Origin of the sequence: Flavobacterium sp. CAN_S2, assembly GCF_015752255.1 — a bacterium.
Classification (GTDB): Bacteria; Bacteroidota; Bacteroidia; order Flavobacteriales; family Flavobacteriaceae; genus Flavobacterium.
The window spans coordinates 1,532,681-1,557,910 of record NZ_JADOVA010000001.1; the positions used below are offsets into that span (position 1 = coordinate 1,532,681).

The window sequence follows — 25,230 nt, forward strand, 5'->3', positions numbered from 1 at the left end:
CATGGATGTTCTTACATTAAAACCAATTTTCAATTCTATTATTTTTTCTCTTTTAGGAATCATTATATTATTGATTGCTTATTTTATTATTGAAAAATTGACTCCAGAAAACACTTGGAAAGAAGTGACACAGAAAAATAATATTGCTGTAGCCATTGTTTTTGGAGCCTTTATTATTGGGATTTCAATGATTATTAGCGCAGCAATTCATGGGTAAGAAGTTTTTAAAATTTGAATATTTACTTCTTTTCGCTGTATTTACTATTGCAACTTGTGGATTAGTCTATGAATTAGTAGCGGGTACTTTAGCAAGTTATCTTCTTGGAGATTCTGTAAAACAATTTTCATTTATCATTGGAGTATACCTCTTTTCGATGGGTGTGGGTTCTTATTTCTCAAAATTTCTCACAAAGAATATGCTCAACACTTTTGTTGAAATTGAGATTCTGGTTGGTTTAATAGGAGGATTGAGTTCTGTAGTGCTTTTCATGTTGTTTGAAAGCGTGTATTCCTTTCAGTTTATCCTTTACCTGTTAGTTTTTGTGACTGGTTGTTTGGTAGGACTGGAAATCCCTTTGTTAATGAATATCCTGAAAGATAAAGTCGAATTCAGAGATTTGGTATCTAATGTGTTTACCTTCGATTATATTGGAGCATTATTAGCATCCATATTATTTCCGTTAGTTTTGGTCCCCCAATTAGGGATTATGGGAACCTCTTTGTTCTTTGGTATGATTAATATCAGTATTGCCATAGCTTTGTGTTTCCTGTTAAAATCAGAACTCAAAAAAATCTATTTCCTTAGAGCAAAAGCAATTGCTTCTTTTATTTTGTTATTTGTTGTTTACTTGTTTTCAAATACTATTTTGTCGTATTCAGAAGGAAAAATGTATGGTGAAAATATTATTTATTCAAATTCGACTCAATATCAACGCATTGTTTTGACGCACAATAAAAGTGATTATCGGTTATATTTGAATAATAATCTTCAGTTCAGTTCCACAGATGAATACCGTTACCATGAGGCATTAGTACATCCTGCGATGTCAATGGCAAAGCAAGTAGATAATGTATTAGTTCTTGGTGGAGGCGATGGATTGGCAGTTCGTGAGATATTAAAATATGCAGAAGTTAAAAATGTTACCATTGTAGATTTAGATGAAGGCATGACAAAATTGTTTAAGACAAATAAAATTCTAACCGATTTTAATCATAACTCTCTCAATAATTCGAAAGTGAAAGTCTATAATCAGGATGCTTTTATATGGGCTAAAAACAGTAAATCTAAGTTTGATGTAGTAATTATAGATTTTCCGGATCCATCAAATTATAGTCTAGGGAAACTATATTCCTTGAATTTTTACAGTACTTTAAAAGCTATTCTAGCTTCTGATGCAGTAGTGGTGGTGCAGACTACTTCTCCTTATTTTGCGCCAAAATCTTTTTGGTGTATTAATAAAACTTTAATGGAGATTTTTCCTCAAGTCGATGCCTATCACGCTTATGTTCCGTCATTTGGTGAATGGGGTTTCTCCATCGCAATGAATGGTTTCGAAACTAATTTCAACAAAGTTAACAGACAAGTTGAAGGATTGCGCTTTTATAATTTCCAGTTTGATAAATTCAATTATTTTTCCAAAGATATGATTTCAAAAGACATTGAAATTAATCGTTTGGACAATCAAATTCTAGTACGTTATTTCGATGAAGAGTGGGGAAAATTATAGTTATTCCAGGCGTTTTTTTCTAAAAGGTATTGCTGCTTCCTTACTTGTGATTCCATTTTTGCAATCGTGTCAAGAAAAAGTAATTACTTTATTGATACGTTTGTCAGGGACAAATCATATTTTGGGACATCGGTTGCGGGTTAAAAACTTTCCAAAACCTTCCAGTCAAATCCATATTCCGTACTTAATTGTTGGTGGAGGAATTTCTGGTTTAAGCGCAGCGCGTCAATTTTCTAAAAAAGGAATCAATGATTTTTTATTGGTAGAATTAGAAAGTCATTTGGGAGGAAATTCCTCAAATGGAGAGAATAAATATTCTAAATTTCCATTGGGAGCACATTACTTGCCACTTCCTAATAAACAAGATGCAGCACTGCTTCAGTTTCTTGAAGAAGAGCAAATAATCATAGGGTATGATTCAAAAGGATTTCCAAAATTTGATGAGGAACAACTTACGTTTGCCCCTGATGAGCGTTTGTTTTATAAAAATAATTGGCAAGAAGGACTAGTTCCTAAAACCGGAAACGCTGCAGAAGAAGATTTTCAATTCAAAAAATTCTTTTTAAAAATGGATGCTTTCCGCACAGGAAAGGGTGTAGATGGCAAATATTTTTTTGATATTCCGCTATCACTATCTTCCAGTGAAGCTACTATCCGAGCTTTTGATGCAATTACAATGCAACAATGGTTCGAGAAGGAAGGATTCAATTCGAAGCCACTATTCGATTACATAGATTATTGCTGTAGGGATGATTTTGGGTTGGGAATTAGTTACGTTTCTGCTTGGGCAGGAATTCATTATTTCGCAGCAAGAAAGCAAGATAGCACACAAGATAATAAGGATAATGTACTTACGTGGCCGGAAGGTAATGCCAGATTAGCCCATCATTTGCAAAAATATGCTGAAAATAAAACACTGAAAAATCATTTAGTTTATGAAGTAAAAAGTATAGATGGAAAAGTTGTATCCACTGTTTTTGACGCGGATAAAAAATTAACAATAGAAATAATTGCTGATAGAGTGATTATGGCTACGCCGCAATTTGTGAATCAATATTTAATTAGAAACAGAAAAATCATGACTCAAAATTTTCATTACGCTCCATGGCTTTTGGCAACTTTGGTTGTTTCTGATTTGGCGGATAATGGTAGCTATCCTTTGTGTTGGGATAATGTGATATATGGTGCAAATGGGTTAGGTTATATTTATGACCAACACCAATCCTTGCAACAAGTACAGTCCAAAAAAGTAATTACATACTATTATAGTTTTTCATCTTCAGATATAAAGAAAAGCAGAAAGGATTTGTATCAAAAGAAAAGTACATATTGGAAACAATTAGTCTTTGATGATTTAAAAATTGCGCATCCCAATATTGAAAGCGTTACAGAAGAAATAAATATTCATCTTTTAGGACACGGAATGATTAGTCCTGTCCCTGGTTTTATATTTGGAAAACATAAGAAAGAAGCATCACAAAATATTGAAGGCAAAATTTTCTTTGCACATTCAGATTTGTCTGGAATTTCAATTTTTGAAGAAGCATTTCATCAAGGTATTAATATTGTAAATCAAATAATAGATGGCTCAACCTTGGATTGATAAAGCAAAAACAGATGGTTTTTTTATTTTAGCGCCTTCGTTTTTTGTTACTGCTGTTGTATTCTTGTTTCATGATAAATTGAACGTTATTGAGGCTAAATATTCTTTTTATATCTGGCTTTTTTTAATCGTTTTTATAGATGTAGCACATGTTTATGCTACATTATTTAAAACCTATTTCGTTCGTGAAGAGTTTAAAAAAAGAAGTAAATTACTCATTGTACTGCCGATAGTTTGTTTTGTTGTCGGGATAATTCTTTTCAGTTTAGGTAGTGTTGTTTTTTGGTCAGTTTTGGCATACATAGCTGTTTTTCATTTTATAAGACAGCAATATGGTTTTATGCGTCTTTATTCTAGAAAAGAAGTTAAAACAAATTGCAGTGTTGCTATTGATAATTTAATTATTTATACGGCTACAGTTTACCCAATGTTGTATTGGTTTTTTTCTTCACCTCGAGCATTCATTTGGTTTACTGAAAAAGATTTTATTCGATTTGAAAATCAATTATTAGTAGGGATTCTGGGCTGGATTTATGGACTGATTGTAATCTTTTATATTTTAAGAACAATTTATAAAAGTATTAAGGAACGATATTTTAATATTCCTAAAAATACAATTATTACAGGTACTTTTTTGTCATGGTATTTTGGTATTGTATATTTTAATAGTGATTTAGTTTTCACTTTACTTAATGTAGTTTCTCACGGTATACCATATATAGCGTTGATTTATCTTAATGAAATAGATAAGAAATCGGAACGTGATTTAGGAATTTTAAATTATGTAAAAGGAGTCAGAGGTTTTTTTGTCTTTATAGCATTTTTATTGATGATTGCTTTTTTTGAAGAGTATGTTTGGGAGGTATTTGTTTGGAATGAACAATTTTCATGGGACAATTCTGATTTTTCAAATTGGCAAGTATTCCTTGTTCCTTTGTTTACCATACCGCAGTTTACCCATTATATTTTGGATGGATTCATATGGAAATCAAAATAGAGAATTTAGTTTGTAAATACCAATCACCGAAAGTCTCGAAGGATTAGAACTGGAGTTGGCTCCGGAAAATTAATGATCAAGCGTTTGTTCTTAGCAAACGCTTTTTCTTTATTTATAATCCTTAAGATTTGTTGGACCTTCAAGTACTTCCCTAACAACTTGAAGAATGCCATTTTCCTTCGTGTCAATGGACCATTTTATCAATGTGATTGTTCCATTTACAATCTCGATACCAGTAATACTTCTTGGATGCACGCAGCTCCCGTCATTGAAATAAGGCGTACTGTTCTGACTTGGATAAGAAAAACTGGGACGATGCGTATGTCCTACAATGGTGATTTTACGATTATTGTTTTCAATCCATTTTTTAATCCGGAGTTCGATTTTTATTCGTTCCACATAATTTTTGGCGGGACTTGTAGGATCTGATATTCCCCAAATTTGGAGCGGTTTCCACAATAGACGTACCATAAATCTGTTGATTTTCCAGCCCACATAATTCATGAAATCAGCTTGATGTCCATGAGTCAAAAATAATTCCTGCTTAGTTTCCTGATGAACTAAAACAATAGCTTCGTGGCATTTTATGCCTGTAAATAAAGGTTCAATTCTGTCGTTCTGTGTATTTGTATAGGTGGTAAGTGTTTTTGCTACATGATCTTTATCCCTAAAAGTCATTTCATGATTTCCCCAAATTTTATGATATCTATTGGAATCATGGAACTTCTTTAGTAAAAGATAAACGTTTTTGTGTGCTTCAAAGATGGTTTTAAAAAAAATATTCTCCCATAATTCATCTCCGTCACCCAATTCACAATAGGAAAAACCATCATTGTAATATTGAGTCATTGCATGAAAGTATACGTTTCGATTGCTTGCAAAATCATCTGCAAAACTGTTGTCGCTTCTGTGACAGTCACTAAAAAGAATGAATTTGGATTGGTCGTCAAAAGGAATCCTTTCAGCTTCTTTATAGGCTTTTGTTAATCGTTCTTGAGAAGACATTTGTTTGTTTTAAAAAAATAAAGATATATAAAAACTCTAATTAAAGTGGTCTTATAGCATAACTTATTTAGAAAGGAGTTTTTATTTTTGTATTGCTACAGCTGCTTTTGGCAGGATACGTTCCACAAATAAAGAGTAGGCTGATTCTGAAGGATGAAGTCCATCTTGGGCTACAAGATTAGGATTCGTTAATCCTTTTCTGGTGATATCTGTGATATCTATAAATTCAATTGTGTTGTCATTGCAATACTTTTTGGCGAAAGCATTATATCCATCAATTTCCTTGGAAATCCTCGATTGATTTCCTGATCCTTGACCAAAAGGGGTATAGGCATAATCTGGTATAGAAACCACAATGACATTGTTTTTATCTCCTTTTGCAAAAGCAATTGCTTTACTAACTAATTCAGGAAACTCTTTCTGGTATAAAGTAAAAGGTTTGCTTTGATATTGATTGTTTACACCAATTAGTAATGTAACCAAGTCATAATCTGAACTTGGATTCTGTAAATCAATCGCCGAAATTAAGTTGGTGGTTGTCCAACCTGTTTGGGCAATAAGCTTTATTGGATAGGTGTTATTTGGATTCAAGTTTCTTAGGCTTTTCCTCAGTTGTTCCGGAAATCTGCATGTTTCGCATACGCTTTGTCCAATTGTGTAACTGTCTCCAAGGGCTAAATAGCTAAATGTTTGATTTTGTGTTTGTGGAACGGTTAAGGGTATAGGATTGGGTGTAGTTGTAGGGTTTGGTAATAGTGGTACCTGATTTGTTTCGGGAATTGGGTTTTCTGTGCTGCAACTTGCAATAAAAAACAGTAAAAAGAACGCAACTATTATTTGGAATTGTTTTTTCATTATTTTGAAATTAGATATAATACATTTCTAAATAATAGTTACGTTTAATTGGGTGTGTTGGATTTATGCCAACGCAACATTCATAGTAATTGTTTCTTCGATTGCATCCCAAAGACCGATGCGTTTTTCTAAGGCTAATTTTGAAACCTCTTCTACATCGGACCATTTCTGTGCATCAGTTCCGCATAGTTCTGTGATCATTTTCATTGCCATAGGGCCGTGTTCGTCAGCATCTAATTCTATGTGTCTTTCAAAATAGTAAATTAGTTTACTCAAGTCAGTTTCTGGGAAATTTGCTTGAAAGTTTTTCAAGATTTCTGTGAACATACTTGGAATCAAATCTTCTCTTCCAAAAGTAAAAGCAGCTGCAATTTCATGAGATTTTCCTTCTTCAATAACTCTGAAAGTAAAGTCTAAGAAAGCTTTGATATTAGGGTGCAAATTGCTTGTTTTGATGGCAACAAATATGTTTTTAAGGGAATCTACTTCGGATAAAAAATCTTCAATTCCAGCGGTGTTTGCTCCGCAGGCTTTCATTGCTTCAATGTACATTTCGTAATGACTGGAGCGGTTTCCGTCTATTGTTAAATCAGACTCTTCGGCAAGGACTATTTCATTTATCAAATATCTGGTTTGAGGATTTTGAGTGGCAAACCATGGAGTTGTTGTGCAAGTCAATTTAGATTGTAATGCTTTTAATAACGACATGAAATCCCATACTGCATAAACATGGTTTTCAAGAAAACACTGTAAATCTTCAATGGTTTTAACTTTTTTGTATAAAGAATGTTGTAACAATAGTTCTTTTTGGGGCTGAATGCTATTGTTGATTGTTTCAATATTCATAGGTGGTGTTTTTTATGTAAATATAAAAAAGCTTCCTGTTTCCAAGAAGCTTTTTCAATCAATTTTACAAATACTTTAATAATCGTTTACTACTATTTAAAAGCTGGAATTCCGGTAATATCCATTCCGGTAATCAATAGATGGATATCATGTGTTCCTTCGTACGTAATCACCGACTCTAAATTCATCATGTGACGCATAATCGAATATTCTCCGGTAATTCCCATTCCGCCTAACATTTGTCTGGCTTCGCGAGCAATATGAATCGCCATATCGACATTATTTCTTTTGGCCATTGAGATTTGAGCCGTTGTAGCTTTTCCTTCATTTCTTAAAACACCTAATCTCCAAGTCAATAATTGTGCTTTGGTGATTTCGGTAATCATTTCGGCCAATTTCTTTTGTTGCAATTGAGTTCCAGCAATAGGTTTGTCAAATTGAATTCTTTCTTTGGCATAACGTAAAGCCGTGTCATAACAATCCATTGCTGCGCCAATAGCGCCCCAAGCAATTCCGTAACGTGCTGAATCAAGACAGCCAAGTGGCGCTCCTAATCCAGATTTGTTTGGTAATAAGTTTTCTTTTGGGACTTTTACATTGTCAAAAATTAATTCTCCAGTAGACGATGCGCGAAGCGACCATTTGTTATGTGTTTCCGGAGTAGTAAAACCTTCCATTCCGCGTTCTACGATTAAACCGTGTATTCTTCCTTCTTCATTTTTTGCCCAAACAATGGCAATATCTGCAAATGGAGCATTTGAAATCCACATTTTGGCACCATTCAATAAATAATGGTCACCCATATCTTTAAAGTTGGTAATCATACTTCCCGGATCAGAACCGTAATTAGGTTCAGTCAATCCGAAACACCCCATGTATTCACCAGTGGCTAACTTTGGTAAATATTTTACACGTTGCTCTTCATTCCCGTATTTCCAAATTGGATACATAACCAAAGAGGATTGCACAGATGAAGTAGATCGTACACCAGAATCACCACGCTCAATTTCCTGCATGATTAAACCATAGGATATTTGATCAAGACCAGCTCCTCCATATTCCTCAGGAATGTAAGGGCCAAAACCACCTATTTCGCCCAAACCTTTCATGATTTGTTTTGGGAATTCCGCCTTTTGAGCATATTCTTCTATTATAGGGGAAACTTCTTTCTTTACCCAAGCACGTGCGGAGTCACGCACTAGTTTGTGTTCTTCGGTTAGTAAGTCGTCTAGTAAGTAATAATCTGGAGATTGAAATAAGTCTGGTTTCATGGATGTTAATTTTAATGTAGTGCAAATTTACATAAAGAAATATAACAAAAGCATTAACAAATGTTATATTTTTATGTCTAAACCAAAAAGTAAATGATTTTAAAAATAAAAAGTTAGTTTTTCAAAGCTGGTTTTTATTTAAAAATCATTGTACCAATTTACAATAAAATAATCAGTTCTCGTTGGAAATTTGTTTGGAGTACTAGTGCTGTTGTTCTTAGATGTGATTTTGAATTACATTTTCAAATAAAAATCTTTTGTCAATTCAATGTATTCGGGAGTGTATTGATGTCTTGAAGTTTCAATTATTAATTCATTAATTGGAAAATTCACATTTTCATTTCGGCTAAAAGCCAATAAACTGCGTTTAATTTCTGTAGTTGGAGTTCCTTTTACACGAGTAATTTTAAAAGGAAATAATTCGTATGCTGCGGCTAGTGCCAAGAAATTTTCTTCTTCTTTGAAAGGAATAATTAAAGCGAATATTCCGTTTTCCGAAAGTAATAAATCAGCAGCCTCAATCAAATCTTTAAAAGGCATAGCATCGGCAAAACGAGCTAAATCGCGCTGTTCGTTGTCAGATTTAAAATCATCGGTATAAAATGGGGGATTGGAAACAATTAAATCGTACTCGTCTTCAGGCTCTTCTACAAATTCATCAAGACCAGCATGAAAACAGAATAAGCGATCACTCCAAAGGGAGTTTTCAAAATTATCTACGGATTGCTCGTAAGCTTCTTCGTCGATTTCCAAAGCATCAATTTGTTCTGCATTGCTCCTTTGTGCAAGCATCAAAGCTATTACACCCGTTCCTGCTCCAATATCTAAAATGCTAAAAGGATTGTTTTCAATTGGTGTCCAAGCACCAAGTAAAACACCGTCGGTTCCAATTTTCATGGCACAACGATCTTGTTCAAGAGAGAACTGTTTGAATTGGAATTTAGACAACTTAGATTTTTTAAAATATTAGACAACTTAGATTTTTTCTAAAGTCGCAGACGTTTCTAATAATCTAAAAGCGCAGCGAATCTAAAAATCTTTTAAAGATACATTTCAATCAATCCTTCTGGTAAATCCATGATGACTTTTTTGTTTTCTCTATCGATTTTTACAAGGAAATGATCAATCATAGGAATAAGAATTTCTACTTCACCGTTTAAAACTTCAAAAAGAGGCTGAGCAGTAGTATCATTTATGGATTGAATTTTCCCTACAACGCCAAGACGCTTGTCTTCAACTTCAAAACCAATTACTTCGTGGAAATAGAATTTGTTACCAGTAAGTTTTGGTAACATTTTTAAAGGAAGATATATGGCATTGCCTATAATGGCATCAGCATCTTCTTCGGTATTCATGTCTTCAAAACGAATTCTAAGGAAATCGTTTTTGTGCAGTGAACTGCTTTCAATAAAAAAAGGAACCAAGTGTTTGTTGCATTCAACAAACACTGATTCCAAGTTTTCGTATAACTCAGGTTCGTCCGTGTCTAAATAGGCAAGAACTTCTCCTTTGAAACTAAATTTTTTAGCGATTTTACCTAAGTAGAAACAATCTTCTTTACGCATCTTCGCCTTCTAAAATTATGCTTCAGTTGTTTCGTTATTTTCTTCTGTAGCAGGAGCTTCTTCAGCTTCAACTTCAGCAACTTCTTCAACAGCTGGTGTTGCAGCAGCGATAGCATCAGCTTCTGCTTGAGCAGCTGCAGCTAAACGTTTAGCGTTAACATCTTGTTCTGCTTTGAAAGCTTTAGCTTTAACATCAGCTTGTGCTTTAGTTAAACCTTCTTTTTTAGCATCAACTTTTCCAGATTTAGCATCTAACCAAGCGTTTAATTTAGCATCAGCTTGTTCTTGAGTTAAAGCTCCTTTACGGATACCACCATCAAGGTGATGTTTCAATAAAGCTCCTTTGTAAGAAAGAATCGCTTTTGCAGTATCAGTTGGTTGAGCACCATTGTGCAACCATTTTACTGCGCTATCAAGGTTTAAGTCGATAGTTGCTGGGTTTGTGTTTGGATTGTAAGTACCAATTTTTTCTAGGTATTTACCGTCTCTTTTTGAGCGTGCATCTGCAGCTACAACCCAGTAAAAAGGTTTTCCTTTTTTACCGTGTCTTTGTAATCTAATTTTTACTGACATAATCTTATGATTAAATTTTGAGGTACTCGACCTCGATTAATTAAGGGTGCAAAGATACATCTTTTATCGATAAATGCTAATGTGAATAATAATTTAATGAACTAGAGTATATTAAGTGTAATTTGGTTAGGTTTTTTTGTTTGGGTTCTGTTTTTTTAAGCTTTAAAACATTATTTTTGTTTGTTAAAAAGCACTTATTATGAAAAAATATTTTACGTTTCTACTAATAATTTTTTCTCTAATTTCTTGTGAGGAAGATGTGAGTTTTAACAATCCTTCTTTTCAAGGAATGAAAGACAATATGTTTTGGAGAGCAGTGGACTCTAAAGCTTTCTTGGGTTCTGATGGTTCTTTGATAATTGAAGGATATACTGGAAATGAGGTTTTAACTTTGAGAACCACTTCTACAACCGCTCAAAGATATCCCTTGGGTACTAGTAATTCTAAAACAGCCGTTTATGTATTGACTGTTGGCGCGGATGAAATTTCATTTACAACTGGAATTGGGATTGGCAGCGGTGAAATTGTTATAACCGAATATGATGATGTGAATAGTACCATATCAGGAACATTTAAATTTAACGCAGAAAATGCAGATGGTAATCCGTTAGCAGGTGATGTTTTGAATTTTCAACAGGGCGTTTTTTATAAGGTTCCAATAAGTGCGCAAGTTCCATAAATTATGATAAATTAGAGTATTAAATTACAAAACTCAGATGTTTTGTTAGAATCATTTTAGTTAAGGATTTAAAATAAAATCATAAATAAGCTAATATATAGTAGATTAGAAAAAAAATGCAGTACATTTGTTGTATTATTTAAATAAGTACATATGAATATTTTTGTTGGAAGCCTTCCATTCAGTATTGAGGAAGCAGATTTAAGAGAGTCTTTCGAGGCTTACGGAGCAGTTGATTCAGTTAAAATTATTACTGATAAATTTACTGGAAGAAGTAAAGGATTTGGTTTTGTTGAGATGCCAAATGATGACGAAGCTCAAAAAGCAATTGACGAATTGAACGGAGCTACTGTTCAAGGACGTGCAATCGTAGTAAACAAATCTGAGCCTAAACCAGAAGGTGAAAGAAGAAGTTTTAACAATAACAGTCGTGGTGGAGATTCACGCGGTGGTTATGGTGGTGGAAACAGCCGTGGTGGAGACAACCGTGGTGGTGGAAACAGAGGAGGATATTAATATTTTTTTCTAGCTATAAAAAAAGGTGTCAATTTATTGACACCTTTTTTGTTGTTTATTATTTTGCTTAAAGCTGAGTAGAAGCTAAGAGGAGTGTTGTTTTTTCAGGTTGTAATCTTAGCTATTACTCAATTTTAAACAAATGAAACTTTTAAAATTTATAGATTAGCAACTAACCAGTCACCGACTTCACTAGTTTTGTATGCTTTAGAGTCTTTAGAAGCTAAATCCTCGGTCACAATTCCTTGTTCTAATGATTTATTCACCACTGCTCTAATAGCTTCTGCCTCTTCTTTTAATCCAAAAGCATCTTCAAACATCATCGCAGCAGATAAAACCGTAGCTAATGGATTAGCGATATTTAATCCTGTAGCTTGTGGATAAGATCCGTGAATAGGCTCGTACAATGAAGTATGTTCTCCAACAGATGCAGAAGGCATCAATCCCATAGAACCTGAAATTACAGAAGCTTCATCCGTTAATATATCTCCAAATAAGTTTTCTGTAATCAAGACATCATAAGAGTTTGGCCATTGTACTAAACGCATCGCTACGGCATCCACAAATTCATAACTTACAGTAACTTCTGGATAATCCTTTTCCATTGCCTGTACAGTTTCTCTCCACAATCTGGAAGTTTCCATCACATTGGCTTTATCCACACAACACAATTTTTTAGTTCGGGTCATCGCCAATTCAAAACCTTTTTTTGCTAAACGTTGTACTTCAGGTCTGGTGTACGTACAGGTGTCGAAAGCTGTTTCTCCATCGTCTTTTCTTCCTTTTTCTCCAAAATAAATTCCTCCGGTAAGTTCTCTCAAGAAAACCAAATCAGTTCCTTCGATGCGTTCTCTTTTCAAAGGAGAATTATCAATCAAAGACGGGAATGTAAAGGTTGGACGTACATTGGCAAACAAACCTAATTTTTTGCGCATCATTAATAAACCTTGTTCAGGTCTTACAGGCGCACTTGGGTCGTTATCATATTTTGGGTGTCCAATGGCTCCGAATAAAACAGCATCAGCGGCCATACAAATTTCATGCGTTTCATCAGGATAAGGAACTCCAACGGCGTCAATGGCACAAGCTCCTGTAAGTGCAGGCGTCCAAGTGATTTCATGGTTGAATTTTTTTGCAATAGCATCCGAAACTTTTACAGCTTCATGGATTACTTCGGGTCCAATTCCGTCTCCGGCTAATAGGGCTATGTTAAATTTCATTAGGTATATTTTATATTAATGTATTTCTATTTATTATTGGGCTGCAACAACATTCAACATCTTTTGTGTTGCAATGATTGCGGCAACTGTTTGGTCTGAATCAAGTCCTCTGGTTTTAAATTCTTTTTCATTATTCGTCCAGGTAATTATGGTTTCGCATAATGCGTCAGAACTACTTCCTGGAGGAATTCGTACGGCATAATCGATTAATTTAGGCAGTTCTAAATTTTTGCTTTTGTATATTTTTGCCAGTGCATTCATAAAAGCATCAAATTGTCCATCACCTTGTGCGTGCTCTTCAATGATTTCACCATCAATTTTTAAAGATAAAGTGGTCGATGGACGCATGCCTTTTGCATGAGATAATATATAGGACTCAACAATAATCTTTTCCTGATAAGTTTGACTGTCTAAAACATCAGAGATTATATAAGGTAAATCCTCTTTGGTAACGGTTTCTTTTTTATCACCTAATTCAATGATACGTTGCGTAACTAATTTTAAATCCTCAGGGTTTAATTGAAGGCCTAACTCCTGAAGATTTTTTTCAATATTAGCTTTTCCAGATGTTTTTCCAAGAGCATACTTTCTTTTTCGTCCAAAACGTTCCGGAAGTAAATCATTAAAATATAAGTTATTTTTGTTGTCTCCGTCAGCATGAATACCGGCTGTTTGTGTAAATACATTGTCACCAACAATTGGTTTGTTTGCCGGAATTCTGTATCCTGTAAAAGTTTCGACCAACTTACTCACAGAATATAATGAAGATTCTTTTACACCGATATCTATTTGTGGAAAAAAGTCATTTATTACAGCAACAGTGCTTTCAAGTGGAGCATTTCCAGCGCGTTCTCCCATTCCATTTACGGTCACGTGGAGTCCTTGAATACCAGCTTTTACAGCTTCCATAACATTAGCGATGCTTAAATCATAGTCGTTGTGTGCATGAAAATCAAAATGAGTATTTGGGTATCTCGCTATAATTTTCGAAATAAATTCAAAAGTTTCAGAAGGGATTAAAACTCCTAAAGTATCTGGTAATAAGACTCTTTTTATAGGTTGTTTGGTTAGAAAATCTAAATATTCAAACACATATTCAGGGGAATTCCGCATTCCGTTACTCCAATCTTCTAAATAAACATTGGTTTCAATATTGTTTTTCTGAGCCAAAGTTATGGCTTGAGCAATCTCGGTGAAATGTTGTTCGGGTGTTTTTTTTAATTGATGTGTTAAATGATTCAAAGATCCTTTGGTTAATAAATTCTGGACTTTAGCTCCGGTTTTTTTCATCCAATCTATGGAAAGTCCGCCATCTACAAAGGTTAAAACTTCAATTCTATTGGAGTAATTTTTTTCGTTAGCCCAATTCATTATTCCTTTCACACCCTGAAATTCCCCCTCGCTCACGCGTGCAGAAGCAATTTCGATTCTATCAATATTTAATTCTTCCAACAACAATTGCGCAATGGTTAGTTTTTCTGCAGCAGAAAATGATACTCCCGAGGTTTGTTCACCGTCACGGAGTGTCGTATCCATTATTTCAATTTTTCTTTTTTCCATTATAAATTTGATGCTAAAAGTAGTTTTGATTTCAGTAATTTGAAATCTTGCAATTGTGTTTTTATAAAAAGGTAAAAGCAGTTCTTAGGCTTAATTATACTATTGAACTTTAAATAACTGCTTTTTTATTGTTTGTTTTTAGTAAGGAAGTTTGTCTGCAAACCCAACAATCTCCTCTTTAATGTTTTGCAAATAATCAATATCATCAAAACCATTAATCATATTATCTTTTTTATAACCAGATATAGCGAAAGATTCTTTTTGACCAGTCGCTTTTAGCGTAATAGTTTGTTCCGGAAGATTTATTTCCAATTCTGTTTTTGGATCAGCTTCAATAGCCTTGAAAATAGTTTCGGCAAATTCTGGACTCACTTGTACTGGTAAAACACCAATGTTTAAGCAATTTCCTTTGAAGATATCTGCAAAGAAACTGGAAACAACTGCACGAAATCCGTAATCGTAAACCGCCCAAGCTGCGTGCTCTCTTGAAGAACCTGAGCCAAAGTTTTTTCCGCCAACTAATATTTTTCCACTATACGTTGCGTCATTTAGTACAAAATCTGCTTTTGGAGTCCCATCTCCGTTGTATCTCCAGTCACGGAAAAGATTGTCTCCAAAACCAACACGTTCAGTTGCTTTTAAGAAACGCGCAGGGATTATTTGATCGGTATCCACATTTTCTATTGGTAGTGGCACTGCACTACTGGTCAGGATATTAAATTTATCGTATGCCATTTAATTTATGATTTTTGATTAACGATTTATGATTTACCGTGAGGAAAATATAATCGTAAACGTTAAAATTATTTTGTGTAATGTAAATTGTCTATTCTAATATGAATGCTGTTAAAGAAATCTGTGATTTGTGGGCTAGCGAAATCTGAATTCAGAAATCGTTAATCTTCAATCTGAAATCTTTTAAAACAAATCTCTTGGGTCTGTCAATACTCCCGTTACTGCAGCAGCAGCGGCCATAATTGGACTTGCCAATAATGTTCTTGAACCTGGACCTTGACGACCTTCGAAATTCCTGTTTGAGGTACTTACAGCATATTTTCCCGCAGGAACTTTATCGTCATTCATTGCTAAACAAGCCGAACAACCAGGTTGACGCAAAACAAAACCAGCTTCAGTAAGAATGTCTAAAAGGCCTTCTTCTTTAATCTGGGCTTCTACTACGTGAGAACCTGGAACTAACCAAGCCGTAACGTTATCAGCTTTTTTTCTTCCTTTTACAATTTCTGTAAAAGCTCTGAAATCTTCAATTCTACCATTGGTACAACTTCCTAAGAAAACAAAATCGATTGGTTTGCCAATCATTACGTCATTTTCTTCAAAGCCCATGTAGGCTAAAGATTTTTTATACGTTTCTTCGCCACCTTCCACTTGGTTAGCATTAGGAATATTTTTTGAGATACCAATTCCCATTCCGGGATTTGTACCATATGTAATCATTGGTTCGATATCTGCAGCGTCAATATTTAATTCTGCATCAAAAATTGCGTCAGCATCGGTTTTTAACGTTTTCCAATACTCCACTGCTTTTGTCCAAGCTTCGCCTTTTGGAGCGTATAATCTTCCTTCTAAGAAATCGAATGTTTTTTGGTCAGGTGCAATCATACCACCACGAGCTCCCATTTCGATACTCAAGTTACAAACAGTCATACGACCTTCCATCGACATATCTTCAAAAACGTTTCCGGCATATTCTGCAAAATATCCGGTACCTCCAGAAGTTGTTAATTGAGAAATGATATACAATGCAACGTCTTTTGGACCAACACCTTTGCTCAATTTACCATTTACGTTGATACGCATTTTCTTTGGTTTTGGCTGCATAATACATTGTGTGGCCATAACCATTTCTACCTCGGAAGTTCCGATACCAAAAGCAATAGCGCCAAAAGCACCATGCGTAGAAGTATGAGAATCTCCACAAACAATAGTGGCGCCAGGCAAAGTAATTCCGTTTTCAGGACCAACTACGTGTACAATTCCGTTTTTTTTGTGACCTAATCCCCAGTGAGAAATACCATATTCTGCTGCGTTGTCTTCTAATGCTTTTAGTTGATTAGCAGATAATGCATCTTGAACCGGTAAATGTTGATTTATAGTTGGTGTGTTGTGATCCGCTGTAGCAAAAGTACGCTCAGGATATAATACTGAAATTCCTCGTTCTTTTAAACCTAAAAAAGCTACAGGACTAGTAACTTCATGGATGAAATGACGGTCAATAAAAAACACGTCCGGTCCATCTTCTATCTTACGCACCACGTGCGAATCCCATACTTTGTCAAATAATGTAGTACTCATTTTGATATATTTTAATGTATTTTTTTATAGCCAAGTTGGCTAAGATGATAACTATGAAAGCAAAACTAAAAAAACAATCAAGTCTATACTTACCAATATTTCATTATATACGATACCCAAAATCTCATCCGGATATTTCTTAACTGAATTTTGTCTTTTAGACTTCTTTTTTAGTAGTGTAGTTTTTTATTTAAATAAAATGTATCGTCAGTTTTTTTAATTTTTTGATATTTATCGAATAGTTAGTATTCATGTCTTAAAAGTGGTTATGATTATGAATATTTAATTAAATGGGATTTAAATTGATTTTTTTTTAATTTTAAATTCGCTATTTGACTTTTGTTAATGTTGTTTTTAAACCTAATTTTATTAGTATGTTGACTTTTTTTTACTCGTATTTCAGTATTTTTATTTGATAAAATACTACGACATCCAAAAATCAATATGTGGTCTTTTTATCTTTATAACAAAGTACGTTTAAGATGATTTGTTCAAAATGTTTGTAGTTTTAATAGGAGAATAGTCCTTGAAAATAAATTTAGTTTTGTTGATAACTTAGCTGCTATTCTACCCTAAAAAAAACTAAATTTGAAATTCATTTTTTGCGATTTTTTAAAATCACAAACACTTCAACTCCAGATATGTACTTAATATTCGATACCGAAACTACAGGATTACCAAAGCGTTGGGGCGCTCCCATTTCAGATACGGATAATTGGCCGCGTTGTATTCAAATCGCTTGGCAGTTGCACGACGATATGGGAAAACTTGTCGAGCATCAAGACTATTTGGTCAAGCCCGAAGGTTTTAATATTCCGTATGACGCGGAACGAATTCACGGTATTTCTACAGAATTAGCAGAAGCTGATGGAATTTCTTTGGCGGAAGTTTTGGAAAAATTCAATATCGCATTGGGTAAAGCCAAATTCATTGTAGGTCAAAATCTAGGTTTTGATATAAATATTATGGGTTGTGAGTTTTATAGAATGGGCGTTGAAAGCCAAATGAGTTCAATGCCAATTCTGGATACCTGTACTGAAGTTACTGCTTCCTTATTGAAATTGCCAGGTGGTCGAGGAGGGAAATTCAAGTTGCCTACATTAACGGAATTGCACTCGTATCTTTTTAATAAACCTTTTGGCGAAGCTCACAATGCAACTGCCGATGTGGAGGCAACTACGCGTTGTTTCCTAGAGTTAATACGTCGTGATGTTTTTACAAAAGAGGAGCTCGATGTACCTGCCAGTTATTTTCAAGATTTTCAAAGTAAAAATCCAAGTGAGATTAAACTCATTGGTTTAAAACATATAAATCTCAAGGAAGCTTCGGATAAAATTCGGCAGCAGTTTGGCGAAAAACAAGCTCCAGCTGTTTCCAGAGCAGAACTTTCAGAGAATAAAAAAGTACTTATTGATGCGCCTTTCGTGCATTTGCACAATCACACGCAGTTCTCGGTGTTGCAGTCTACGATTAGTATTGCGGCATTGGTAAAAGCGGCGGCACAGCAAAAAATGCCTGCAGTTGCCATGACGGATCATGCTAATTTGATGGGTGCTTTTCATTTTGTCCGCGATATTTTATATCATAATAAGGCAGCTGAAGCCAAAAACAAAGTAGCTATAGAAAATGGCGAGGAACCTACCGAAGTTCCGATGAAACCAATTGTAGGTTGCGAGTTTTTTGTATGTGAAGACCATAAAAATAAGTCGGTTAAGGATAATGGTTACCAAATAGTACTTTTGGCGAAGACCAAAAAAGGCTATCATAATTTGGCTAAAATGTCTTCTATCGCGTACACCGAAGGATTTTATTATGTGCCAAGAATCGACAGGAAAGTCATTCAGGAATTCAAAGAAGACATTATTGTTTTGTCTGGAAACCTTTATGGCGAAATACCAAATAAGATTTTAAATATTGGTGAAAACCAAGCTGAGGAAGCTTTGCTTTGGTGGAAAAACGAGTTCAAGGAAGATTTTTACATTGAGGTGATGCGTCACAATCAGGAAGATGAAAATCGGGTGAATGCGTCTTTGATTTCATTGGCAAGGAAACATGATGTCAAGATTATTGCGACAAACAACACCTTTTATATAGACAAGGAAAATTCAAATGCGCACGATATTTTGCTTTGTGTGCGAGATGGTGAAAAGCAAACTACGCCTATAGGCCGTGGTCGCGGCTATCGTTATGGATTGCCTAATCAGGAATACTATTTCAAGTCGGGAGAGGAGATGAAACAGCTTTTTGCTGATTTACCAGAAGCGATTTCGAATCTTTCAGAGATTGTGGATAAGATTGAAATTTTCGATTTGGCTCGTGAAGTTTTACTTCCAAAATTTGAAATTCCGGTCGAATTCAATAGTCCCGAAGATGCAGTTGATGGTGGAGTTCGAGGTGAAAACGCGTATTTGAGACATCTTACTTTTGAAGGAGCAAGACGACGATATCCCGTAATTACTGAAGAAATTCAGGAACGACTGGATTTTGAATTGTTAACGATTTCCAATTCCGGTTATCCGGGTTATTTCCTGATTGTACAGGATTTAATTGCCGAAGCGAGAAGTATGGGCGTTTCTGTTGGGCCTGGAAGGGGCTCTGCGGCGGGTTCTGTGGTGGCGTATTGTTTGAAGATTACCAATATTGACCCGTTGATGTACAACCTGCTTTTTGAGCGTTTCCTAAATCCGGATCGTGTGTCATTACCCGATATTGATATCGATTTTGATGATGAAGGTCGAAGCAGTGTAATGGATTATGTGATTCGAAAATACGGTTCGAAACAAGTGGCCCAGATTATCACTTATGGTAAAATGGCCACGAAATCAGCGATTCGAGATACCGCTCGTGTTCTGGATTTGCCTTTATTTGAAGCCGATAAAATTGCGAAATTGATTCCGGGGATGATGCCGTCCAAATGGAATTTGGCTCGTTTTTTAAATGAAAAAGAGGATGTCATTAAGAAAGCCGTTCGTCCGGAAGAATACGATAAAATAAAAGAATTAATAGGCCTTGCGACCGAAGATGATTTAGGTGGAGAAACCATTCAGCAAGCTAAAGTTTTAGAAGGGAACCTAAGAAATACGGGTATTCACGCTTGTGGAGTTATTATTACGCCAAGCGATATTACTGATTTTGTTCCTGTGGCTACCGCCAAAGATTCGGATTTGTATGTGACCCAGTTTGATAACTCGGTGGTAGAAAGTGCCGGTTTGCTGAAGATGGACTTCTTGGGTTTGAAAACCCTAACCTTGATAAAAGATACCGTTAAATTAGTAAAATACAGAACCGGAATTGATCTTGATCCAGACACATTTCCGATTGATGATTTGAAGACCTATGAGCTTTTTCAACGAGGAGAAACCGTTGGGATTTTTCAGTATGAGAGTCCGGGAATGCAAAAATACATGAAGGAATTGAAACCGACTGTTTTCCCCGATTTGATTGCCATGAATGCCTTATATCGTCCGGGACCGATTGCTTATATCCCGAGTTTCGTCAAGCGAAAAAACGGTGAGGAGGAAATTATTTATGACTTGGATGCCTGCGAAGAATTATTAAAAGATACATACGGAATTACCGTTTACCAAGAACAAGTAATGCTTTTGTCCCAAAAACTGGCAGATTTCTCTAAAGGTGATGCCGATGTTTTGCGTAAAGCGATGGGAAAAAAACAAAAGGACGTTTTGGACAAAATGAAGCCTAAATTTATCAGTCAGGCTGCCGCCAAAGGTCATGCCGAAGATAAACTGGAGAAAATTTGGAAAGACTGGGAAGCCTTTGCAGAATATGCGTTTAATAAATCACACTCTACTTGTTATGCTTGGATTGCGTACCAAACAGCTTATTTAAAAGCGAATTATCCTGCTGAATATATGGCTGCGGTACTTTCGAATAATATGAGTGATATCAAGCAAGTTTCGTTCTTTATGGAAGAGTGCAAGCGTATGGGATTACAAGTTTTGGGACCTGATGTAAATGAGTCTTTTTATAAGTTTACCGTTAATGATGATTACGCGGTACGTTTTGGAATGGGAGCGATTAAAGGTGTTGGTTCTGGCGCTGTGGCTACGATTGTTGAGAAAAGAAAAGACGGAAGATATAAATCCATTTTTGATTTGACCAAACGTATCGATTTGCGTGCGGCGAATAAAAAAGCATTAGAAAATTTGGCTTTGGCGGGAGGATTTGACTCCTTCACCGGAACTACTAGAGCGCAATATTTTCATGATGATGGCGATGGAATTACTTTTTATGAAAAAGCGATTCGGTATGGTGCAAAGTTTCAGGAAAATGAGAATTCATCGCAAGTCAGTTTGTTTGGCGACAGCAGTGATGTTCAAATCGCAGAACCTATTGTGCCGCCTTGCGAGGATTGGAGCACGATGGAAAAATTGGCTAAAGAAAAAGAAGTTGTAGGGATTTATATTTCGGGACATCCTTTAGACGATTACAAATTTGAAATGAAATATTTTTGTAATGCCAAACTGGAAGCGTTGAAAAATATGGAATTGCATGTGAGTAAAAACCTTGCGTTTGGAGGAATTATCAATAACGTGCAGCATCGTGTGGCCAAAAATGGAAAGGGTTGGGGCATGTTTACATTAGAAGGATATGATGAAAGTTATGAGTTCCGAATTTTTGGGGAAGAGTATTTAAAGTTTCGTCATTTCTTTATCCAGAATAATTTCACGTTCATGAAAGTATTGGTAAAAGAAGGCTGGACTGACCGAGATACTGGAAAAAAAGGAGAACCAAGACTTCAGTTTGTTGAGGTAAAACAATTACAGGATGTATTGGAAACTTTTGCTAGAAAATTAATTGTGCTGCTAAATATTAAGGATTTAGAAACAGATTTTATCCATAAATTGAGTCACCTTTTTCAAGAGAATAAAGGAGATAACACGGTTTCATTTGAAGTTATGGAATTGGAAAAAACAAAACACCTCGTTGCTGTAGCTCCAGTTGAATTAGAGAATGAAGAAGTTGCTTTTGTTGATGAAAATGATAATTCTGAAATGGAAACTCTCGAAATTCCGGAGACTAATGCTGTAGCAAAAGTGGAAGAAGTGGAAGAAATTAAGGTTGTAACAAAGCTGACTATGCCGAGCAGAAAATTAAAAATAAAAATTTCGAATGAATTGCTGGTTGAACTGGAGAAAATGCAAATTAACTTCAAGTTGAATTAACATCTAAATGTGATTAATCTCAGTTCGGTGTGTTGGTTAATTTTTGTTATTTTAAATTCATACGTAACCGTCTGATTGTTATGTATTAATCATTTTTAACATATAATTGGGGGTGTTTGTTATTAAATTTTCAGTACAAATGGTTTATTTTCGCATAAATGATAATAAACGAAATTATGAAAAAGCAGTTATTTTTATTAGGATTTGCGATTTGCTCGATGACAATGGTAGGGCAAACAGAAAAGAAAGAAAGTTGGTATTTTAAATTAGGTGGATCTTACTTTATTCAAACGGCTGCCACTGAGTTTCCTACTGTAGGTGGGAATGCAGCGTTAGATAAAGTGTATGTAGGTGGTAAATTAGTTTCTGAAGAAAGTGTTACGGGTTCATTTGGTGAAGGTTTTAGAACTGGAGCAACTGTTGGTTACAGATTCAATACACGTTTAGGGGTAGAAATGGGAATCAATTATTACTCTAGTGCTGATAAAACTATGGCTCAAACTACTACTGACCAAATTTTTATTTCAGGTGGGCGTCCAATTTATAATTTTAAATCCGTGGGACAAATCAGTGCTTTTGATTTAGCACCTGCTTTAGTTTTGTTTTTAGGTGAGCAAAATGGTTTTGAACCCTACACGAAAGTTGGAGTTCTTGTGCCAGTTCATGGTGATTTAGAAATAACTACAGATGCAATTGCACCTTCGGGAGTTGCTAGTCCGGCTACTTTAGCTGTTCACAGTGTGGATAAGGTGAAGCCAAATCCAACGGTTGGTTTCATGGCTGCATTGGGAACATCTTATAAGTTAGGGAAAAATATTTCTGCATTTGCAGAAGTTGAATACCGTAATTTTACCGTTCATGGTAAATCAAAAGAAACGACTGAATTTACTGCTAATGGTCAGAATGCTTTGGCAGGTCGAACTCAAGCTCAAATTCATACGAATTATGTAGACCGTTTGGATGTGAATTCAAATAATGCTGCGACTAATCCAAACGGATTGGATTCTACTAAACCAATGGATGAATTAAGTTCGTATGTTGGAATCAGTGGTCTTGGTTTGACTTTAGGATTGAAATATAGCTTGTAATATAGCTTTTTTATAAATGAAGGGATGTTTGAGAAAGCATCCCTTTTTTTGTTTAAAAAAAATAAATAGGTTTTGGGAATACATGTTTTTAGCCCTGATGGTAGCGGCATCCTTTTCAGGCTTTTTTAAGCCGGAAAAGATACAGCGTACAGCAGGAAATAGCTTCTGAAAATCAAAATCGGAATTTTGCAACCAGTAGAGATAGGAATTGATAATGGATTAATAGTCAAAACTAATTTGGGAATAGTGTTTGATTTGTTTTTAATTTCTAAATTTGTAATCTAGTTTGAAACAATAAAATATTCGGACGATAAACTTTAAATAAAAAATTATGGCATTAGCAATAACAGATGCTACTTTTGAGGAAGTAGTTTTGAAATCAGACAAACCGGTAATGGTGGATTTTTGGGCAGCATGGTGCGGACCTTGTAGAATGGTAGGTCCAATCATTGATGAATTGAGCAACGAATACGAAGGTAAAGTTGTTGTAGGTAAAGTTGATGTTGATGCAAACCAAGAATTTGCTGCTAAATACGGAGTTAGAAATATCCCAACAGTATTGGTTTTTCATAATGGAGAAGTAGTAGGAAAACAAGTAGGAGTTGCTCCGAAACAAACTTACGCTGACAGTTTAGACGCTTTGTTGTAATCGGTAGATTATGATTTATATAGAATCTGTAAGGATTCAGAGAAAAGGTTTGACGCAAGTCAAGCCTTTTTTTTGTTTAAGCTGAATTGATTTCAGTTTCTTGATTAAGTTTTGCTTCGGTAATCTTTTAATTTTTAAATCGTTCAATCTTTTAATATATTTGGTAGATGAAGATTGAATCGCAAATAGAGAAAATTTCTAGTTTTCAGCATCTGGAACTGCTGGCTAATCAAGTTGTGGAAGGTTTTATTTCCGGAATGCATAAAAGTCCGTTTCATGGCTTTTCAGCTGAATTTGCTGAACATAAAGTGTATAATGTTGGTGAAAGTACCAAGCATATTGATTGGAAGCTGTTTGCCAAAACGGATCGTTTGTTTACCAAGCGCTTTGAGGAAGAAACGAATTTGCGGTGTCATATCATTATTGATAATTCCTCATCGATGCATTATCCAAAACTAAAAGACAATCAGAACTTTTTTGAGAATAAGATTGGGTTTTCAGTATTGGCTTCGGCTGTTTTAATGAATCTTTTGAAGAAACAACGCGATGCTGTGGGTCTAAGTGTGTTTTCGGATAGATACGAGTACTACGCGCCCGAAAAAGGCAGTGATCGACATCACCGAATGATTTTGAATACACTCGAAGGCTTGCTTGTGAAGCCTCCTTTTGAAAAGAAGACAGACACAATTACATTCTTGCATCAAATAGCCGAGAAAATTCACCGCCGTTCGATGATCATCTTATTTACGGATATGTTTCAGTCCGGTCCAGAATCATCCGGTCCAGAATCACTCTTTAATGCGCTGCAACATTTGAAACACAACAAGCATAAAGTAGTCTTATTTCATGTCGTCGATAAAAAAACAGAGTTAAATTTTGACTTTGATAATGCTCCAAGGAAGTTTATTGATGTAGAAACCGGAGAAGAAGTGGCTGTTTTTGCTGATAATGTAAAGGAAGAATACGAAAAACAGGTGGAAAGTTACTTCAAGAAGTTAGCCTTAACCTGCTCCCAGAATAGAATTAAGTATATTCCGGTGAGTGTAGATGAAAGTTTCGAAAAAATTTTAATGACATACTTGGTTGAAAAACAAAACTTTGGATAATAAGGTGAAAGTTTATCAATTATTTTTTCAAAAAACGCTTGTGTAAACGGAAATCTATTGTATCTTTGCCACCGCAATAACGCAGAGGTTTGGTAGTTCAGTTGGTTAGAATACATGCCTGTCACGCATGGGGTCGCGGGTTCGAGTCCCGTCCAGACCGCAATATTGGGGAAAGCCTTTCGTAACAGAAAGGCTTTTTTGCCCCATAAGGTTTTTAACGTTAGTTGTGTTGTTTGCTACGAATTTGTAACTCGTAGCGGGTTTAGTAGTTAGACCAATGAAAAGCTTTCCACTTTTGTGGATAGCTTTTTTGATTTAAAAAGAAAGAAGGTTTGGTAGTTCAGTTGGTTAGAATGCATGCCTTTCATCTCGTCTTTTGGGACGAGACGGGTTCGATTCCAGAATTGGGTTTAAGAATTAGAATGTTATTATAGATTAAAATACTGGTTTGGTAGTTCAGTTGGTTAGAAT

21 protein-coding genes and 1 tRNA gene are annotated in these 25,230 nt (G+C 35.2%); 11 read left to right on the forward strand and 11 right to left on the reverse strand.

The window, feature by feature from the left end; translation table 11 throughout:
* Position 1 precedes the first annotated feature (1 nt).
* From IWX80_RS06870 to IWX80_RS06885, 4 genes are read left to right on the forward strand one after another with little or no spacing between them, the layout of a single operon-like run.
* On the forward strand, positions 2 to 217 hold the full coding sequence (locus IWX80_RS06870; protein ID WP_196852741.1) for a DUF350 domain-containing protein: 216 nt from the start codon (positions 2 to 4) through the stop codon (positions 215 to 217).
* Positions 210 to 1,727 carry a polyamine aminopropyltransferase gene (locus tag IWX80_RS06875; RefSeq protein ID WP_196852742.1) on the forward strand — a complete coding sequence of 506 codons (1,518 nt, stop codon included), beginning with the start codon at positions 210 to 212 and terminating at the stop codon, positions 1,725 to 1,727. Before IWX80_RS06870 ends, IWX80_RS06875 begins: the two co-directional genes overlap by 8 nt.
* Positions 1,705 to 3,330, forward strand: a complete 1,626-nt coding sequence (locus IWX80_RS06880; protein WP_196852743.1) for an NAD(P)-binding protein — start codon at positions 1,705 to 1,707, stop codon at positions 3,328 to 3,330. Before IWX80_RS06875 ends, IWX80_RS06880 begins: the two co-directional genes overlap by 23 nt.
* Positions 3,311 to 4,327 carry a hypothetical protein gene (locus tag IWX80_RS06885; RefSeq protein WP_196852744.1) on the forward strand — a complete coding sequence of 339 codons (1,017 nt, stop codon included), beginning with the start codon at positions 3,311 to 3,313 and terminating at the stop codon, positions 4,325 to 4,327. Before IWX80_RS06880 ends, IWX80_RS06885 begins: the two co-directional genes overlap by 20 nt.
* A gap of 108 nt (positions 4,328 to 4,435) precedes the next feature.
* On the opposite strand, the gene IWX80_RS06890 is transcribed toward IWX80_RS06885, so the two are convergent.
* The 7 genes from IWX80_RS06890 to IWX80_RS06920 form a co-directional block, all read right to left on the reverse strand.
* Positions 4,436 to 5,332 (reverse strand): serine/threonine protein phosphatase, encoded by an 897-nt coding sequence (locus IWX80_RS06890; RefSeq protein WP_196852745.1) that lies wholly within the window; start codon positions 5,330 to 5,332, stop codon positions 4,436 to 4,438.
* An 81-nt stretch (positions 5,333 to 5,413) separates the two neighbouring features.
* Positions 5,414 to 6,187 (reverse strand): SGNH/GDSL hydrolase family protein, encoded by a 774-nt coding sequence (locus IWX80_RS06895; RefSeq protein WP_196852746.1) that lies wholly within the window; start codon positions 6,185 to 6,187, stop codon positions 5,414 to 5,416.
* Between the two features lie 63 nt (positions 6,188 to 6,250).
* A complete protein-coding gene (locus IWX80_RS06900) occupies positions 6,251 to 7,033 on the reverse strand; it encodes a DUF3050 domain-containing protein (protein WP_196852747.1) in 783 nt (260 codons plus the stop codon).
* A gap of 92 nt (positions 7,034 to 7,125) precedes the next feature.
* Entirely contained in the window at positions 7,126 to 8,304 is a 1,179-nt protein-coding gene (locus IWX80_RS06905) for an acyl-CoA dehydrogenase family protein (protein ID WP_196852748.1), read from the reverse strand.
* 234 nt (positions 8,305 to 8,538) lie between these two features.
* Positions 8,539 to 9,201, reverse strand: a complete 663-nt coding sequence (locus tag IWX80_RS06910) for a tRNA1(Val) (adenine(37)-N6)-methyltransferase (RefSeq protein WP_196852962.1) — start codon at positions 9,199 to 9,201, stop codon at positions 8,539 to 8,541.
* A gap of 143 nt (positions 9,202 to 9,344) precedes the next feature.
* Positions 9,345 to 9,869 (reverse strand): ribosome maturation factor RimM, encoded by a 525-nt coding sequence (gene rimM, locus IWX80_RS06915; protein WP_121363864.1) that lies wholly within the window; start codon positions 9,867 to 9,869, stop codon positions 9,345 to 9,347.
* Between the two features lie 15 nt (positions 9,870 to 9,884).
* Positions 9,885 to 10,442 (reverse strand): 30S ribosomal protein S16, encoded by a 558-nt coding sequence (locus IWX80_RS06920; protein WP_196852749.1) that lies wholly within the window; start codon positions 10,440 to 10,442, stop codon positions 9,885 to 9,887.
* A gap of 199 nt (positions 10,443 to 10,641) precedes the next feature.
* Between IWX80_RS06920 and IWX80_RS06925 the strand changes: the two genes are divergently transcribed.
* Complete coding sequence (locus IWX80_RS06925) at positions 10,642 to 11,121, forward strand: DUF6252 family protein (protein ID WP_196852750.1); 480 nt, start codon at positions 10,642 to 10,644, stop codon at positions 11,119 to 11,121.
* A gap of 153 nt (positions 11,122 to 11,274) precedes the next feature.
* Positions 11,275 to 11,637 carry an RNA recognition motif domain-containing protein gene (locus tag IWX80_RS06930; protein ID WP_099713722.1) on the forward strand — a complete coding sequence of 121 codons (363 nt, stop codon included), beginning with the start codon at positions 11,275 to 11,277 and terminating at the stop codon, positions 11,635 to 11,637.
* Between the two features lie 158 nt (positions 11,638 to 11,795).
* Here the strand turns inward: IWX80_RS06930 and leuB are convergent, their stop codons facing one another.
* The 4 genes from leuB to leuC form a co-directional block, all read right to left on the reverse strand.
* Complete coding sequence (gene leuB / locus IWX80_RS06935) at positions 11,796 to 12,857, reverse strand: 3-isopropylmalate dehydrogenase (protein ID WP_196852751.1); 1,062 nt, start codon at positions 12,855 to 12,857, stop codon at positions 11,796 to 11,798.
* A 33-nt stretch (positions 12,858 to 12,890) separates the two neighbouring features.
* A complete protein-coding gene (locus tag IWX80_RS06940; RefSeq protein ID WP_196852752.1) occupies positions 12,891 to 14,417 on the reverse strand; it encodes an alpha-isopropylmalate synthase regulatory domain-containing protein in 1,527 nt (508 codons plus the stop codon).
* 138 nt (positions 14,418 to 14,555) lie between these two features.
* Positions 14,556 to 15,152: a 3-isopropylmalate dehydratase small subunit gene (gene leuD, locus IWX80_RS06945; protein ID WP_196852753.1), complete on the reverse strand. Its 597-nt coding sequence runs from the start codon at positions 15,150 to 15,152 to the stop codon at positions 14,556 to 14,558.
* A 183-nt stretch (positions 15,153 to 15,335) separates the two neighbouring features.
* The gene (gene leuC, locus IWX80_RS06950; protein ID WP_196852754.1) at positions 15,336 to 16,730 is read right to left on the reverse strand and encodes a 3-isopropylmalate dehydratase large subunit; all 1,395 of its coding nucleotides are present in this window, start codon (positions 16,728 to 16,730) and stop codon (positions 15,336 to 15,338) included.
* Between the two features lie 641 nt (positions 16,731 to 17,371).
* Here leuC and dnaE point away from each other — a divergent pair.
* The 5 genes from dnaE (at position 17,372) to IWX80_RS06975 (ending at position 24,919) form a co-directional block, all read left to right on the forward strand.
* Positions 17,372 to 21,916, forward strand: a complete 4,545-nt coding sequence (gene dnaE / locus IWX80_RS06955) for a DNA polymerase III subunit alpha (RefSeq protein ID WP_196852755.1) — start codon at positions 17,372 to 17,374, stop codon at positions 21,914 to 21,916.
* 176 nt (positions 21,917 to 22,092) lie between these two features.
* The gene (locus IWX80_RS06960) at positions 22,093 to 23,004 is read left to right on the forward strand and encodes an outer membrane beta-barrel protein (RefSeq protein WP_196852756.1); all 912 of its coding nucleotides are present in this window, start codon (positions 22,093 to 22,095) and stop codon (positions 23,002 to 23,004) included.
* Between the two features lie 331 nt (positions 23,005 to 23,335).
* Positions 23,336 to 23,653: a thioredoxin gene (gene trxA, locus IWX80_RS06965; protein WP_024980008.1), complete on the forward strand. Its 318-nt coding sequence runs from the start codon at positions 23,336 to 23,338 to the stop codon at positions 23,651 to 23,653.
* A 167-nt stretch (positions 23,654 to 23,820) separates the two neighbouring features.
* Positions 23,821 to 24,759, forward strand: a complete 939-nt coding sequence (locus tag IWX80_RS06970) for a DUF58 domain-containing protein (RefSeq protein WP_196852757.1) — start codon at positions 23,821 to 23,823, stop codon at positions 24,757 to 24,759.
* An 86-nt stretch (positions 24,760 to 24,845) separates the two neighbouring features.
* Positions 24,846 to 24,919 (forward strand) — tRNA-Asp (locus tag IWX80_RS06975).
* Positions 24,920 to 25,230 lie beyond the last annotated feature (311 nt).